This is a genomic window from Sphingobium sp. TomTYG73 (assembly GCF_055394245.1).
On sequence record NZ_AP027339.1, the window covers coordinates 1,986,065 to 2,001,405 of the forward strand.

Annotated in this window: 17 protein-coding genes; 9 read left to right on the forward strand and 8 right to left on the reverse strand. The window is 62.6% G+C overall.

The annotated features are described in order from the left end of the window. The first annotated feature begins 49 nt into the window (after positions 1–49). From sseA to ACZ5TH_RS10055, 9 genes are all read left to right on the forward strand, one after another. Entirely contained in the window at positions 50–898 is an 849-nt protein-coding gene (sseA, locus tag ACZ5TH_RS10015) for a 3-mercaptopyruvate sulfurtransferase (protein WP_464793806.1), read from the forward strand. Beyond that, positions 895–2,103, forward strand: a complete 1,209-nt coding sequence (metC, locus tag ACZ5TH_RS10020) for a cystathionine beta-lyase (protein ID WP_464793807.1) — start codon at positions 895–897, stop codon at positions 2,101–2,103. Before sseA ends, metC begins: the two co-directional genes overlap by 4 nt. After that, entirely contained in the window at positions 2,100–3,365 is a 1,266-nt protein-coding gene (locus tag ACZ5TH_RS10025) for a mechanosensitive ion channel family protein (protein ID WP_464793808.1), read from the forward strand. Before metC ends, ACZ5TH_RS10025 begins: the two co-directional genes overlap by 4 nt. Before the next feature lie 170 nt (positions 3,366–3,535). Beyond that, a complete protein-coding gene (locus ACZ5TH_RS10030) occupies positions 3,536–4,282 on the forward strand; it encodes a TorF family putative porin (protein ID WP_464793809.1) in 747 nt (248 codons plus the stop codon). A 110-nt stretch (positions 4,283–4,392) separates the two neighbouring features. Next, on the forward strand, positions 4,393–4,908 hold the full coding sequence (locus ACZ5TH_RS10035) for a sterol desaturase family protein (RefSeq protein WP_464793810.1): 516 nt from the start codon (positions 4,393–4,395) through the stop codon (positions 4,906–4,908). Positions 4,909–4,955: 47 nt separating this feature from the next. Then, entirely contained in the window at positions 4,956–5,585 is a 630-nt protein-coding gene (locus ACZ5TH_RS10040) for a nicotinate-nucleotide adenylyltransferase (RefSeq protein ID WP_464771384.1), read from the forward strand. 12 nt (positions 5,586–5,597) lie between these two features. Beyond that, positions 5,598–5,984 (forward strand): ribosome silencing factor, encoded by a 387-nt coding sequence (gene rsfS / locus ACZ5TH_RS10045; RefSeq protein ID WP_449474303.1) that lies wholly within the window; start codon positions 5,598–5,600, stop codon positions 5,982–5,984. 82 nt (positions 5,985–6,066) lie between these two features. Then, positions 6,067–6,489 carry a 23S rRNA (pseudouridine(1915)-N(3))-methyltransferase RlmH gene (locus ACZ5TH_RS10050; RefSeq protein ID WP_196224688.1) on the forward strand — a complete coding sequence of 141 codons (423 nt, stop codon included), beginning with the start codon at positions 6,067–6,069 and terminating at the stop codon, positions 6,487–6,489. 82 nt (positions 6,490–6,571) lie between these two features. Further along, on the forward strand, positions 6,572–7,807 hold the full coding sequence (locus tag ACZ5TH_RS10055; protein ID WP_464793811.1) for a murein hydrolase activator EnvC family protein: 1,236 nt from the start codon (positions 6,572–6,574) through the stop codon (positions 7,805–7,807). Positions 7,808–7,864: 57 nt separating this feature from the next. Here ACZ5TH_RS10055 and ACZ5TH_RS10060 read toward each other — a convergent pair whose 3' ends face one another. From ACZ5TH_RS10060 to ctaD, 8 genes are all read right to left on the reverse strand, one after another. Further along, positions 7,865–8,734 (reverse strand): class I SAM-dependent methyltransferase, encoded by an 870-nt coding sequence (locus tag ACZ5TH_RS10060; RefSeq protein WP_464771387.1) that lies wholly within the window; start codon positions 8,732–8,734, stop codon positions 7,865–7,867. Continuing rightward, positions 8,731–10,131, reverse strand: a complete 1,401-nt coding sequence (thrC, locus tag ACZ5TH_RS10065; protein ID WP_464793812.1) for a threonine synthase — start codon at positions 10,129–10,131, stop codon at positions 8,731–8,733. The genes ACZ5TH_RS10060 and thrC overlap by 4 nt, the downstream gene beginning before the upstream one ends. Positions 10,132–10,175: 44 nt before the next feature. Then, positions 10,176–10,817 (reverse strand): SURF1 family protein, encoded by a 642-nt coding sequence (locus ACZ5TH_RS10070; RefSeq protein ID WP_460986869.1) that lies wholly within the window; start codon positions 10,815–10,817, stop codon positions 10,176–10,178. A gap of 228 nt (positions 10,818–11,045) precedes the next feature. Further along, positions 11,046–11,876, reverse strand: a complete 831-nt coding sequence (locus tag ACZ5TH_RS10075) for a cytochrome c oxidase subunit 3 (protein WP_449474314.1) — start codon at positions 11,874–11,876, stop codon at positions 11,046–11,048. A gap of 43 nt (positions 11,877–11,919) precedes the next feature. Then, positions 11,920–12,495, reverse strand: coding sequence for a cytochrome c oxidase assembly protein (locus ACZ5TH_RS10080; RefSeq protein ID WP_464793813.1), 576 nt, complete (start codon positions 12,493–12,495; stop codon positions 11,920–11,922). Further along, entirely contained in the window at positions 12,495–12,626 is a 132-nt protein-coding gene (locus tag ACZ5TH_RS10085; protein WP_268934763.1) for a hypothetical protein, read from the reverse strand. Before ACZ5TH_RS10085 ends, ACZ5TH_RS10080 begins: the two co-directional genes overlap by 1 nt. Further along, complete coding sequence (locus ACZ5TH_RS10090) at positions 12,623–13,543, reverse strand: heme o synthase (RefSeq protein WP_464795094.1); 921 nt, start codon at positions 13,541–13,543, stop codon at positions 12,623–12,625. Before ACZ5TH_RS10090 ends, ACZ5TH_RS10085 begins: the two co-directional genes overlap by 4 nt. A gap of 113 nt (positions 13,544–13,656) precedes the next feature. Then, complete coding sequence (ctaD, locus tag ACZ5TH_RS10095; RefSeq protein WP_196224696.1) at positions 13,657–15,324, reverse strand: cytochrome c oxidase subunit I; 1,668 nt, start codon at positions 15,322–15,324, stop codon at positions 13,657–13,659. Between the last annotated feature and the right edge of the window lie 17 nt (positions 15,325–15,341).

The window sequence follows — 15,341 nt, forward strand, 5'->3', positions numbered from 1 at the left end:
CCTCATCACCCGCCTAAAAAGGTCGCCACGCACTAACAAAAGAGGCGGCATGGACATCCTCATCTCCACCGATTGGCTCGCAGCAGAACTGGGCCAGGACGACCTCAAGATACTCGACGCCAGCCTCTTCCTTCCCGGCACGCCACGCGACCCCCGCGCCGAGTTCGAAGCCGCCCACATCCCCGGCGCCGCCTATCTCGACCTCCCCAGCCTTTCCGATGCAGACGACCCGCGCCCCGGCATGTTGCCGACCGACGCCTTCATGACCGAACGCTGCCGCGCGCTCGGCCTCAACGCGGACAGCCGCGTCATCCTCTACGACAACAGCCCCACCCACAGCGCCGCCCGCGCCTGGTGGATGATGCGCCTCTATGGCGTGGGCAAGTCCGCCGCGATCCTTGACGGCGGCCTCCCAAAGTGGCTCGCCGAAGGCCGCCCGACGGAAAGCGGCTGGCCCGTCATCCCGCGCGGTAACGCCACAGCCCGGCGTGCGGAGGGTCAGGTCCGCACCAAGGACGATCTGCTCGCCAATCTCGACAGCCATACAGCGCAGGTCCTCGACGCGCGCGGCGCGGCCCGCTTCACCGGCGAGGAGAAAGAACCCCGCCCCGGCATGGCATCGGGCCATATACCCGGCTCCCGCAACATCCCGTCCGCCTCCCTCTTCAACGCCGACAACAGCATGAAAAGGGGCGAGGAACTGCGGCAACTGTTCCTCGACGCGGGCGCGGACTTCGCCCGCCCCATCATCACCAGCTGCGGCAGCGGCGTGACGGCAGCGATCCTGCTGGCGGGACTTGAGCTGCTCGGCAAGACGGACGTCACCCTCTATGACGGCAGCTGGTCGGAATGGGGCCTCGATCCCTCGACGCCAAAGGCGACAGGGCCAGCCGCATGAGCAAGGACCGCAAGCCGCTCACCCAATTGGCGCAGGCGGGACGCAAACCTGAATGGACCGGCATGCCCGGCCAGCCCGGCGCGATCGTCAACCCGCCGGTCTGGCGCGCCTCGACTATCCTCTATGACGATGTCGCCCATCTGCGCAGCGCGGCCCGCAGCAGCACGCACGAACGGCTCTTCTACGGCCGCAAGGGCACGCCCACCGCCTGGAGCCTCGCCGACGCGCTCACCGAGATGGAGCCCGGCGCGGAAGGGACGATGCTCTTCCCCTCCGGCGTCGCCGCAATCGCCTGCGCGCTGCTTTCGGTCCTGAAACCCGGCGACCAGCTGCTCATGGTCGACAGCGCCTACGACCCCACCCGCAACTTCTGCGAACAGATGCTAAAAGGTTACGGTATCGAAACGGTCTACTATGACCCCCTCGCCGATTCCGTTTCAATTCGCCAACTCCTTAATGAAAACACCCGCGCCATTTTCCTGGAAAGCCCCGGCAGCCTGACTTTCGAAGTGCAGGACATCCTCGCCATCACCACCCTCGCCAGGGAAAAGGGCATCGTCACTCTCCTCGACAATACCTGGGCCACGCCCTTCTTCTTCCCCGCCCTCGCCCACGGCATCGACATCACCATCCTGGCTTGCACCAAATATATCGTCGGACACAGCGACGTCATGCTCGGCTCCGTCACCGCGACACCTGAGCATTTCCCGAAGCTCCGCCAGACCGCCTATCTCCTGGGCCAAATGGTCAGCCCCGATGACGCCTGGCTCGCCAGCCGTGGTCTCCGCACCCTCGGCGTCCGCCTGAACCAGCATCAGGACAGCGCGCTCCAGGTCGCCCGCTGGCTCGCCGACCAGCCCGACGTCGCCCGCGTCCTCCACCCCGCGCTGCCAAGTTGTCCCGGCCATGAGAACTGGGCGCGTGACTTTTCCGGCTCCAGCGGCCTTTTCAGCTTCGTCCTGAAAGGCGGCAATGAAGAAGCCCGCGCCGCGCTGATCGATGGCCTCGAACATTTCGGCATAGGGTATAGCTGGGGCGGTTTCGAAAGCCTGGCCTTGCCCGTCGATCCAGCACGCTACCGCACCGCCACCATATGGCAGGCGGAAGGTCCTCTCGTCCGGCTGCAGATCGGTCTAGAAGATCCCGCCGATCTCATTGCCGACCTCGATGCTGGTCTCGCTCGTTTCCGCAAGGTCCGGGGATGAGCCGGGGCCTCCCCAACCTGCTGGCATTTCTGCCCGGAAATCCGGCGATCGTTCATCCCCTTGTAGCGCTCACGATCGTGGGGGTTCTGTTCCTGATCGCCGATGGAATTGCCCATATCGCCGCCCCGCCCCTGCGCCGCCGGGCACGACCATTAGGGGAAGCGTTGGCCGGACATTTCCGCCCCATCCTTCGCCACAGCCTTGGAAGCGGTCTTTTCGCCCTAGCTGTCATGCTATGGCCCGTCGGCGCGCTCGCCCACCTCATCCTTGGCGGAGCCTTCGCGCTCTCCGTCGCCTTGCTCGCCGTCCATATCCTGCGCAGCCTCGCCATTCCGCGCTGGGCTGTCGTTCCGCTCGCCCTGTTGCTGTTCATCATGATCCTTTCCGGCAGCAGCGGCGGCTTCGCGCCCGTTGCCGACATGCTCGACGGCATTGGCATAGACCTTGGCAAACGACGGATCACGCTGCTTGGCCTTGTCAGCACCGCCGCGATCTGCGTCCTGCTCTTTGCGCTGGTGCGGCTCGCCAATCGCCTGTTCGCCCGCAGCATCGACCGAGCAAAAGGGCTCGATCCCACGCAAAAGCTGTTGGCCCAAAAGCTTGCCGCCATCGCCGCCGTCGTCGCCGCCTTCTTCATCGGCGTCGATCTGCTCGGCATCGACCTTACGGCCTTTGCCGTCTTTTCCGGCGCACTGGGCCTGGCGGTCGGTTTCGGCCTGCAAAAAACCTTCGGCAATCTGTTCGCCGGGATCATCCTGCTCATGGACCGCTCGATCAAGCCGGGCGACGTCATCGTTGTCGGCGACAGCTTTGGCTGGGTGAACAAGATCGGTGTTCGCGCCGTCTCCGTCCTGACCCGAGACGGCAAGGAACATCTGATCCCGAACGAAAACCTGATGACGCAGGAGGTGGAAAACTGGTCCTATTCCGACCGCAATGTCCGCATCCGCATTCCAGTCGGCATCGGTTACGACAGCGACCTCAAGCTCGCGCAGGAGCTCATGCTTCGCGCCGCGCAGGAAAGCCCCCGCGTCCTGCGCAATCCCAAGCCCAATGTCTGGTTGACGGGCTTTGGCGAAAACCGCGTCGAACATGACATATTGGTGTGGATCAGCGACCCGGAAGGGGGCGTCGGAAGTGTCAAATCGGACGTGCTGAACCGCCTCTGGCTGTTGTTTCGCGAGCATGGGATCACGATCCCCTATCCCCAGCGGGTGGTGCATCAGGCTGCGCCAAGCGCTCAGCCTTTTGTTGCAGAGTAGCAACATTATGGACGTAAAAGACAACCAGTAGCAATAATTTCTTGTGCAGCGCGGCATGCGTCGGCATGTCGTGCCTGTTCAGGTCATCCGATCCGGCCCTTTGCGGGAATAGAGAATTCGGGATCCTGACGCAGGCGGGACCATCGCAGAAAACCATCAAGGGGAATCCAATGCGTAAGTCCATTCTCGGCCTCTCGGCCGTCGCTCTCGCTGCTCTGTCCGTCCCGGCGCTCGCCCAGGACGAAGCTACGCCAGCGCTCACCGTCACCGGCAATGCAGCCGTAGTCAGCGACTATCGCTTCCGTGGCATTTCACAGACCGACAAGCGTTTCGCGCTGCAGGGCGGCATCACCGTCACCCATGAATCGGGCTTCTATGTCTCGACCTGGGGCTCGTCCATCGACGATTATGTGGCCGCTGGCAGCGATCAGGAACTCGACCTGATCGCAGGCTATTCGCGGACCTTCGGCGCCGCGACCGTCGATGTCGGCGTGCTCTATTATTACTATCCCGGTTCGGGCGGTGCGAACACCGACTTCGTTGAGCCCTACGCTTCGGTCAAGGGCACCTTCGGCCCGGCAACGGCCAAGCTCAGCGCCGCCTATGCACCCAAGTCGCGCGCCCTTTCGGTCGATGGCGGCCTGACCCGCGAAGACAATCTCTATGTCGCGGGCGACCTGTCGGGCAGCATTCCCAACACGCCACTGGGCGTTTCGGCGCATCTGGGCCACAGCTTCGGCCCCAGCTACCTGACCATCGGCAAGGAATATACCGACTGGAACATTGGCGCCACCTACACCTGGAGCCACCTGACCTTCGGCGTCAGCTATGTTGACACCGACAAGTCGCTCTACAGCCCCAGCGGCCGTAACATCAGCAAGGCTGGCGTAGTGGGTTCGATCACCGCCTCCTTCTGATTTCTTCGATTATTGAATGAAGAGGCCGCGATCTCGATGATCGCGGCCTTTTTCGTGTCCGGAATTATACGGGGTCGCGCACCTCCATTCGCGCGCTTATACAGGGCACCATGTCCGCGTTCCTGCTGTTCCTGATCTTCGCCGCCACCGTCACCGCGATGGAGGGCTTTGCCTATGTCATGCACCGCTGGGTGATGCATGGGCCGGGCTGGTTCCTGCATGCCAGCCATCATCGTCCTCGCAACGGAATGTGGGAAGCGAATGACCTCTATTTCGTGATCTTCGCGCTCCCCTCGATCCTGCTGCTGCTGGGGGGCGTGCAATGGGGCTGGGGCGATTGGGCGACAGCCTGCGGCGCGGGCATCGCGGCTTATGGCCTCATCTATCTCGGCTTTCACGACATCCTCGTCCATCAGCGGATCACCCACCGGCATGTTTCCCGCGCTCCATATATGAAGCGGATCGTTCAGGCACACCGGCTGCATCATGCGGTCGAAACGCGCGAGGGCTGCGTCAGCTTCGGCTTCCTGGTCGCCCCGCGGCCGGAAGAACTCAAAAGGCAACTGGCGCAAGAGAATCGGCGGAAGGGCGTGCGGAAGGCACGCGGGCTCATGGAAGCAGAGTGAGCAATCGGTTCATTTCTGGCCCATTGGCAGCGACGGCGGCAAGCTGAATGGCACGCATCGGCCTTCTGGGCGGCTCCTTCAATCCGGCACATGGCGGCCATCGCGCAATCTCGCTGTTCGCTGCGAAGGCGCTGCGGCTGGACGAAGTCTGGTGGCTGGTCTCGCCGGGTAATCCGCTCAAGCCCCGTGCTGGCATGGCGTCCCTCCCCGCGCGCCTCGCCCATGCCCGCCATGTCGCTAGAGGCGCGCCGATTCGGTCCACCGCGATCGAGCAAGCGCTGGGCACCCGATACACCGTCGATTCGCTTAAGATGATCAGGCACCGCTTCCCCCGCAATCAGTTTATCTGGCTGATGGGCGCGGACAATCTGGCCCAGTTCGGCCAGTGGAAAGATTGGCGCGGCATCGCGCGACAGATGCCCATTGCCGTAATCGCCCGGCCCGGCTATGATGGAGTTGCCCGTGGCTCTGGGGCCATGGCCTGGCTGCGGCGTTTCGTCCGGCCCGCGCGCCAGAGTGCAGACTGGACGGATTGGAGACCGCCGGCGCTTGTGCTTTTGCGCTTTCGCCCTGATCCAAGATCGGCGACCCTGCTGCGGCAGGCGAAACCCCTCTGGCATCGCGAATATGAACATGCACGCGTGCGCGATCCGCTCACGCGCCGGTTGATTGTCTAGAATGGAGCATTTTTGACCAGACCACATCCTGCCAACGACCCGGCTGATGCCGACAGCGTTGCCGCCCTGCACGACCTTGTCCTGAAATCGCTCGACGATGACCAGGCGCAGGAAACCATCTCCATCCCGCTTGAAGGCAAGAGCAGCATTGCCGACCATATGGTGATCGCCAGCGGGCGTTCATCGCGTCAGGTCGCGTCGATGGCGCAGAAGCTTGCCGAGCGCATCAAGCAGGCCACCGGCCGCTCCGCGCGCGTGGAGGGACTGCCGGTCGCCGACTGGGTGCTGATCGATGCGGGCGACGTGATCGTCCACCTGTTCCGGCCCGAAGTGCGCAGCTTCTACAATCTGGAACGGATGTGGGGCTTTGTCGACGCGCCGGTAGCTGGCACGGCCTGAAGGCTTCTGCTGCATCGGCTTCGTCCCGCCGATGCATGCAGACCTTCGACAAGCGCGCACTGACCCGTTAGGAGCGTGAGCCATGCTCCTCCACATCATCGCGCGCGGCAAGATCGGACGTTCGGCCGAAGCGGAACTGGTCGAACGTTATGTGAAACGGCTGACCATGCCGCACAGGATCACCGAACTGCCCGACCGTGGCGGCAAGCTGCCGCCCGCTCCGACTGGCACGATCACCGTGATGCTCGACGAGAAAGGCCGCCAGCTCAGCTCCATGGACTTCGCCAAACGGCTCGAAGGCTGGCGAGACCAGGGCGCGCGCGAATGCCGCTTTCTGATCGGCGCGGCGGACGGCTTTGACGACGAAGCCCGCGCCGGGGCAGACCTGCTGATCGCCTTTGGCGCGATGACCTGGCCCCACATGATGGCCCGCGCCATGCTAGCCGAACAATTGTGGCGCGCCTGTTCCATCCTTTCAGGCCACCCCTATCATCGCGAAGGCTGATGCCGCCACCGCTCGACATGGATGGGCGTTTGCGCCTAGTCAGATATCGCCGGTCGCCAGCAGGACCGGCAGGGGGCAAGGTGTGAAAAGGTCAACAGCCTTCGCGGCGATCATCGGCGGCGCAGCGGTCATCGCCGCCGCGCGCCTGGCGGCGGCTCCTCAAGCAGGCATCATCCTTGGCGGCACGGGCGAAACCAGCCTGCGTCAGGAACAGGCTGCGCTGAAGGCGGCCCGCATACAGTCCGAACAAGCGCGCGAGCGCTCCCAGCGGTTGGAACAGCAGGCAACGGTCGCGCGGGACGAGGCCGAACAGGCGCGCCGCCGCGCCGCCGCCATGGCTGCCCGTATCCAGCAGGCCGAGGCCGACATTCAAGCGGCCCAAGCGCGTATCGCGATCATAGCCCGCATGCAGCGTTCGCAGGCGGCTCGGCTGGCGGCCAAGCAGGAGCCGGTTGTCCGCTTGACCGCCGCTCTCCAGATGATGGCGCGGCGACCTTTGGCTCTGGCGCTGGTGCAACCGGGGTCGCTGAGCGATGCCGTCCACATGCGCGCCGTGCTGGGACAGATATTGCCCGTCATTCAGGAGCGCACAGCTGGCTTACGCGCTGAACTGGAGCGCAGCCGCGCCTTGCGTGAGACCGCCGAGCAGGCGGCCGCTTCACTCGCACAAAGCCAAGCCGACCTCCGCAATAGCCAAGCCGCTTTACGCACGTTGGAAACGCAAAAGCGGCTGGCGGCGAGGGACTATCGCTCCAACGCCAATCTGGAGAGTGACCGCGCTCTCGCCCTGGGCGAAAGAGCCCGCGACATTGTCGACCTGATGGATCGCCTCCAGGCCGCAGGCGATCTGCGGGAGGAACTGGCGGCGCTCCCCGGCCCCCTGCTCAGGCCAGCACGCCCAGACCTCGCCATGGCGCCCGCACAGGCAAGGCAGCGCAGTGCGGGCGGACCTCCACCCTATCGCTTGCCGGTGATGGGCCAACTGGTCACCGGCATGGGTGAATTGTCGGAAAGCGGCGTACGATCGCGGGGCCTCACCATCGTCACCCAATCGGGCGCGCTCGCCGTCGCACCTACGGCGGGGCGCGTCGTCTTCGCAGGGCCTTATCGCGGCTACGGCCAGATCATGATCCTGGATCATGGCGGCGGCTGGACCACGTTGATCACCGGATTGCATCGGCTTTCCGCCGCCGTGGGCGATGATGTGCGACAGGGTGATCCGCTGGGGAACGCCGGAAGCGGGCGTCCGACCATCACGATCGAACTGCGTCGCAATGGCCGTCCGGTCGACATCGTGCCGTTGGTCGGGCTAGGCTGAAAGCGTTCGGACGCGCCGCTGATTAGTATCGGGCGCAAAAGTGTTGCGCAGTGCGCGCTAGCGCCGCCAGCGCGCCCAGATGGCCGTTGGCAGTTCCAGCCCTCTTGCTTCCTCCCGCACGGCCAATTCGCCCGCTTCGACCGTGCCCGGAAGGTCAGCAAAGGCCTGCTTCAGCAATTCCCCGATCGCCAGCGCGGACATGCGGACGGCATAAACGGTCAGGAACAGGAAGCGGCTGTCGGCATCCAGCAGACGGCGGCAATCCGCGATCAGCCGAGGCAGATCCTCTTCCAGCCTCCAGATTTCACCGTCCGGCCCACGGCCATATTTAGGCGGGTCAAGCAATATGCCGTCATAGCGCCGCTCTCGTCGGACCTCGCGAGCGACGAACTTGGCCGCATCGTCAACGATCCAGCGAACGGGGCGGTCTTCCATCCCCGATGCGGCGGCATTAGCCCGCGCCTGCGCCACCGACTTCTTCGACGCATCGACATGCACCATCTGCGCGCCGGTAGCCGACATCGCCAATGTCCCGACGCCGGTATAGCCGAACAGGTTCATGATCTGCGGCTGCTCCAGCCCGGCCGTCTGCTCGCGCATCCAGTTCCACACCGGCGCCATATCGGGAAAGAAGCCGAGATGCCGGAAAGGCGTGCAACTCGCCTGAAACGTCACCTCGTTCCAGCTGAGCGGCCAACCTTCAGCGGGCACCGGGCGATCATAGAACCAGCGCCCGCCGCCCTCTTCATCCGATCCCGGCACGAATTCGCCATCGGCCTGCCAGTCGGCACTCGCGGGCGCCCACATCGCCTGCGGCTCGGGTCGGATGAAACGATAACGGCCATAGCGTTCCAGCTTGCGGCCATGACCCGAATCGAGCAGGCCATAATCGGCCCACGGCTCACCGATGAGCGTGTCGAGCTTCATGCTCGCGGCGTAGCGCGCTCCGCGACATAGGCGGTGATCGCCTCAAAGGTCGCGGGCAGCTTGGCATAGGCTTCCTCTCGGGCGAACAGGTCACCCATGCGGGCAGGCAGAGGCGGACGAAGCCCGGTGGCGCGCTCCACGGCCTCGCGGAACTTGGCTGGATGCGCCGTCGCCAGCGTGACGATCGGAACGCCTGCCTCAACCTCCATCTCGCGCGCGGCGGCAAGGCCCACGGCGGTATGGGGGTCAATGACCTGACCCGCTCCATCAAAGGCCCAACGAATCGCCATGTTCATTGCATCGCCATCGACGCGCGCCGAAGCGAACAGCTTAGCCGCGCCAGCCCGCTGCGCATTGGTCAGACGCATCGCCCGGCTGGTCTCAAACCCCTTCATCTGCTCAGCAAGCGCCGGACCGCCACGGCCACCAGCGTCGAACAGCAGTCGTTCGAAATTCGAACTAATCTGGATATCCATGCTGGGCGTGGACGTCTGAACGACCTGGCCCTGGCTATAGTCACCATCCGCCAGCGCGCGGTGCAGAATGTCGTTGACGTTGGTCGCGACCATCAGCTTCGCAACGGGAAGGCCCATCTGCGCCGCGACATAACCAGCGAACACGTCACCGAAATTGCCGGTCGGCACTGAAAAGGCAATTTGCCGCTCGGGCGCGCCCAGTCTTACGGCGGCGTAGAAATAATAGACCACCTGCGCCATCAGCCGCGCCCAGTTGATGCTGTTCACCGCCGACAGATTGAACTTCTTCGAAAAGGCAGGGTCGTTGAACATCGCCTTCACGAGTGCCTGCGCGTCGTCGAAGCTGCCCTCGATCGCGATATTATGGACGTTGGGCGCGCGCACTGTGGTCATCTGGCGGCGCTGCACGTCGGACACGCGGCCTTCGGGGTGCAGCATGAAGATGTCGATCTTCTCGCGCCCTGCAACGGCGTCGATCGCCGCCGACCCGGTGTCGCCCGACGTCGCACCGACGATCGTCAGATGATCATCGCGGCGAGACAGGAACCGCTCGAACAGCTGCCCCAGCAATTGCAGCGCGACATCCTTGAACGCCAGGGTCGGGCCATGGAAAAGTTCGAGCAGCCAATGCTGGTGGTCCAGTTGAACCAGCGGCGTCACCGCGTTGTGGCTGAACCGGCCATAGGCGGCAGTGCACAGCTCGCGCAGTTCATCTTCGCTGAGCGAGCCCGCGACATAGGGGGCCATGACGCGAACGGCGGTTTCCACGTAGGAAAGCCCGGCGAGCGCGCGTATGTCCGCCTCCGAAAAGCGCGGCCAGCTTTCCGGAACATAAAGGCCGCCGTCGGACGCCAGCCCTGCCAGCGTCACATCCTCGAAACCCAGCGCAGGCGCGCTTCCCCTGGTGCTCACATATTGCATGATGGGGAAGCGCGGTAACGAGGCTGGAGCGTTGGAGCAAGCCTTTACGACGGATCGGCCGATGGAGGCATCCGCTTGCGAAGCGCAAGAACGTAGATAACCACGGCCACCGCTGCGAAGAAGAACCACTGGATGGCATAAGCGAGGTGATTGTTCGGAACGTCGTTGACGCTCGGCGGGGCGACCGGTTTCAACCCTTCCGGCGCGCGCTCCGCGATCAACATCGGCCGCAGCGGAAGGACATTGGCCGTGAACCGCGACAACAACGTCCGATGATCAGGCTCTTCGGATATCCAGCCGGTGACTTGGCCGCCTTTCCAATTTGGCCTCAGGTCCGGCTGCTTGGCGACGCCCAAGGCAACGAGCGCTCCAGGCCCTTCTGCTCCGGTGGCGCATTGCGCGATATAGCGGTAGCCGACCGACCCATCGGCGGCCCGCCCCGCTTCCGTCTGCCAGCCGACGACATTCAGGCAATGAATGGAAGAGCGCCGGAACAGCAGCACGGGCGGAACAGGTGGCATTTGCGGGAAGCTGACAGTCGGCTTGGCTGGATTAGCCGACGCAAGGGCCAGCATCGCCTCCTTCTCGCCGCGGCGTTGCAACTGCCAGATGCCAAGGGCGATCATGACCAGCACGGCGCCTGCCACGATAATGCTGGCAAAAAGGGGGACGCGACGCGCGGTCATAGCTTGACCGCCGACGATATGGTCGCCCCGGTCAAAGCGGACGGGCCGAGTTGCCGGCAGGCAGGCACGGCACTCGCATTCGGCAGCCGAACGCCGGGCAGAGAGAGGCTGGACGGCTGGAGAAGCACTGGTGTGGAAAGAAGCATAACGACAGGCATAATTATCTTCCGCCCAAAAGAAAACGGCCGGTTGTTACCGGCCGTTTGCTTGATGGATAAGACAGAGGCCTTAGCCGCCGTGCATCGGAGCGCCCCAGCCGCCCCACACATAGATGGCGACGAACAGGAACAGCCAGACGACGTCGACAAAGTGCCAGTACCAGGCAGCGGCCTCAAAACCGAAATGCTGGCGGGGAGTGAAGTGCCCCTTATAGACGCGGACCAGATTGACGATCAGGAAGATCGTACCGATCAGAACGTGGAAGCCGTGGAAGCCCGTCGCCATGTAGAAGGCCGAGCTGTAGGGGCTGCCGCCGAACGGGAACGGCGCGTGCATATATTCATAGGCCTGGATCGAAGAGAAGAGCAGGCCGAGGATCACCGTCAACCACAGGCCGGTTTTCAGACTCTCACGATCTCCATGAATGAGCGCGTGGTGCGCCCAGGTGACGGTCGTGCCCGAGCAGAGCAGGATCAGCGTGTTGAGCAGCGGCAGCTCAAACGCGTTCATCACCTCGATACCCTTGGACGGGAACAACCCTTCGATCGGAGCAAGCTGGCTCGGGAAGAGCGAGAAGTCGAAGAACGCCCAGAACCAGCCGACGAAGAACATGACTTCCGAAGCAATGAACAGGATCATCCCATAGCGCAGATGCAATTGCACCACCGGCGTATGGTCACCGGCATGCGCCTCTGCGATCACGTTCGCCCACCAGCTATACATGGTGAACAGCACGCCCGCGACGCCGATCAGGAATACCCAGCCACCACCGGCAGGCATGGCATCAGGGTGCATCCACATGATCGCGCCGAGCGCCATTACCAGCGCCGACATGGACCCGAATAGCGGCCAGATGCTGGGCGGTAGAATATGATAATCGTGCTGCTTGGCGCCTGCCATGACGTACTCTTCCCTGTTCGCGTTCGCGTTATCGTGGATTGCCTTAGCTCGGCTTCTTGTCCTGCTCAACAGGATAGAAGGTGTAGCTTAGCGTAATTTGCTGAGTGTCCCTATTGTCGGGATCATTCAGTATTTTGGGATCAACATAATAAATCACCGGCATGCGGACCTGCTCGCCCGGCTGCAATGTCTGCTGGGTGAAGCAGAAACACTGAATCTTGGTGAAGTAGGCGCCAGACTGGATCGGCGTCACGTTGAAGCTGGCCGTGCCCGTAACCGGCTTGTCCGACATATTCTTTGCGATGAAGATCGCCATGTCGCGCGCGCCAACGGTCACCGTATCCGTCCGGTGTTCGGGATAGAATTGCCAGGGCATGCCAGGTTGAACATTGGAATCGAACCGGATCGACATTGTATGGCCGACCGCTGGCTGCAACTTGACATCAGCAGCGGCGCGCTGCGTCGTGCCGCCATATCCCGTCTGCTGGCAGAAAATCCGGTAGAGCGGGACCGATGCGAAACCGAGCCCAAGCATGGCCAATCCTACCCCCGTCATAGTGATGAGGGTGCGGCGGTTCCGGCGATCCCGATCAAAAGGCGACGGCGGCAAGCTGGCCATTATTGCCCCGCGCCAATCTTCACGATCGTGATCGCGTAAAAGAGAATGACGAGCGCCCCGAGCAGCAGTCCAGTGACAATGGCGCGCGACTTCTGCCGACTGCGTACCTGCTTTTCCTCCTCAGGCGTCATGCCAGCAACCAACGATCAATGACAACCGCTCCGAACAGAAGGAAAAGATAGAGGATCGAATATTTGAACAATCGGCGTTCAGGACCCATGCGGCTCGGATCCATTTCACGGCGCCGGTAAACCTGAAAGGCGAAGATCACGAACAGGCCCGTACCGAACAGAGCGGTGAGACCGTAAATCAGACCCGTAAGGCGAAGCAGAATGGGTGCCATCGCCGCGGCGGCCATGATTGCGGTGTACAACCATATCTGACGGCGCGTAGCAACTTCACCTGATACGACGGGCAACATCGGGATGTTTGCCGCAGCATAGTCGGTCTTCACGAACAGCGCGAGTGCCCAGAAATGCGGCGGCGTCCAGAAGAAGGTGAGCATGAAAAGCGCCACCGGGAGGGCGCCGACGTCACCTGTGACTGCAGCCCAGCCAATAACGGGAGGAAAGGCCCCCGCAGCACCGCCGATGACGATGTTCTGTGTTGTCCGGGGCTTGAGCCAAATAGTGTAAATGAAAACATAGAAAAGAATCGACACCGCCAGGATGGCAGAGGCGAGCCAATTCGTCGCCACGCCCATCAGCAGGACCGAGAAGAAGGAAAGGCCGACGCCGAAATGAAGCGCCGACTGCCGGTCCATACGGCCAGCGGGCAGTGGACGGTTGGCGGTCCGCTTCATCTTTGCGTCAATATCCGCCTCATACCATTGGTTGAGCGCCGCCGCTGCGCCAGCGCCCAGCGCTATGCACAGGATGGCAGTGAAGGCGAGTACGGGATGGATTTGACCGGGCGCCGCGAGCAGCCCGCAAAGACCGGTGAAAACGACCAATGTCATCACGCGCGGCTTGGTCAACGCGACAAAGTCGCGCCAGTGCGCGGGAATCGTGGAAGCGGCGCTCCCGGTCATGAACGGCGAACTTGCCATATGCTCCTCATGCGGCAGCCCGGCACCATCACAGGCGCCGGGGCTGCTAACTGCGGGTCCGCGATATTCGTCGCCACCCGGCATCCTGCTGGATGCATTCTTTTCGCCGATCGTCAGTCGATGACCGGCAATGTTTCGAACTGGTGGAACGGCGGCGGGCTGGGCAGTGTCCATTCCAGCGTCGTCGCGCCTTCGCCCCACGGATTGCCTTCTGCCTTCTTGCCAAATGCAAGCGACCAGAAGACGTTCACGAAGAAGATCAACACGCCCACGGCCATGATCTCATAGCCATGGCTGGCCACGCTGTTCCAATAGGCAAAGGCCTCCGGATAGTCGGGATAGCGACGAGGCATGCCCGACAGTCCGAGGAAGTGCATGGGGAAGAACAGCAGGTTCACGCCCACGAAGAACACCCAGAAGTGCAGGTGGCCGAGGAATTCGCTGTACATGCGGCCCGACATCTTCGGAAACCAATAGTAGAAGCCCGCGAAGAGCCCGAAAACGGCACCCAGCGACAACACATAGTGGAAGTGAGCAACAACATAATAGGTGTCGTGCAGCACGTCATCGACGCCGCCATTTGCCAGGACCACGCCGGTAACACCACCCACGGTGAACAGGAAGATGAAGCCCAGCGCCCAGACCATGGGGGTCTTGTAGCTGATCGAACCGCCCCAAATCGTCGCGATCCACGAGAAGATCTTGATGCCGGTGGGAACGGCAATGACCATCGTCGCGGCCGTGAAGTACATCTTCACGTTCACCGACATGCCGGTGGTGAACATATGGTGCGCCCAGACGACGAACCCGACGACGCCAATCGCGACCATGGCATATGCCATGCCGAGGTAGCCGAACACCGGCTTACGGCTGAAGGTCGAGATGATCTGGCTGACGATACCAAAACCCGGCAGGATCATGATGTACACTTCAGGGTGCCCAAAGAACCAGAAAAGATGCTGGTAAAGCTCCGGATCGCCACCCCCGGCGGCATCGTAGAAAGTGGTGCCGAAGTTACGATCGGTCAGCAGCATGGTGATAGCGGCGGCAAGAACCGGCAGCGCGAGCAGCAGGAGGAAGGCGGTGACCAAAACCGACCATACGAACAACGGCATCTTGTGCAGGGTCATGCCCGGCGCGCGCATGTTCAGGATGGTGGTGATGAAGTTGACGGCACCCAGAATAGAGCTGGCGCCCGCGATGTGCAGCGACAGGATAGCCATATCCACAGCTGGCCCCGCAGAACCGCTGGTCGAGAGCGGAGCATAGACCGTCCAGCCCGTGCCCGCGCCATTACCCGTACCACCAGGAACGAATGTCGAACCGAGCAGCAGAGAAAAAGCGGGGATCAGCAGCCAGAAGCTAATATTGTTCATGCGCGGGAAGGCCATGTCCGGCGCACCGATCATGATCGGCACGAACCAGTTACCAAAGCCACCGATGATGGCGGGCATGACCATGAAAAAGACCATGATCAGACCGTGCGCGGTGATCAGCACGTTCCAGAGGTGATAGGCCTGGTCCATCGTGGCCGAAGGACCATCAGTCATCTGGGCCCAAGTGTGGAGATACTGAATGCCGGGCTGCGCAAGCTCAGCACGCATCAGACCCGAAATCGCGCCGCCGATCACGCCGGCAAGGATCGCGAAGATCAGATAGAGAGTGCCGATGTCCTTGTGGTTCGTCGACATGAACCAGCGCTGGAAGAAGGCTGGCTTGTGATCGGCGTCATGATGATCATGAGCATGATCGCCGTGATGATCTGCAGTAATCGTGGTCATGGCGTTATGCCCTTACA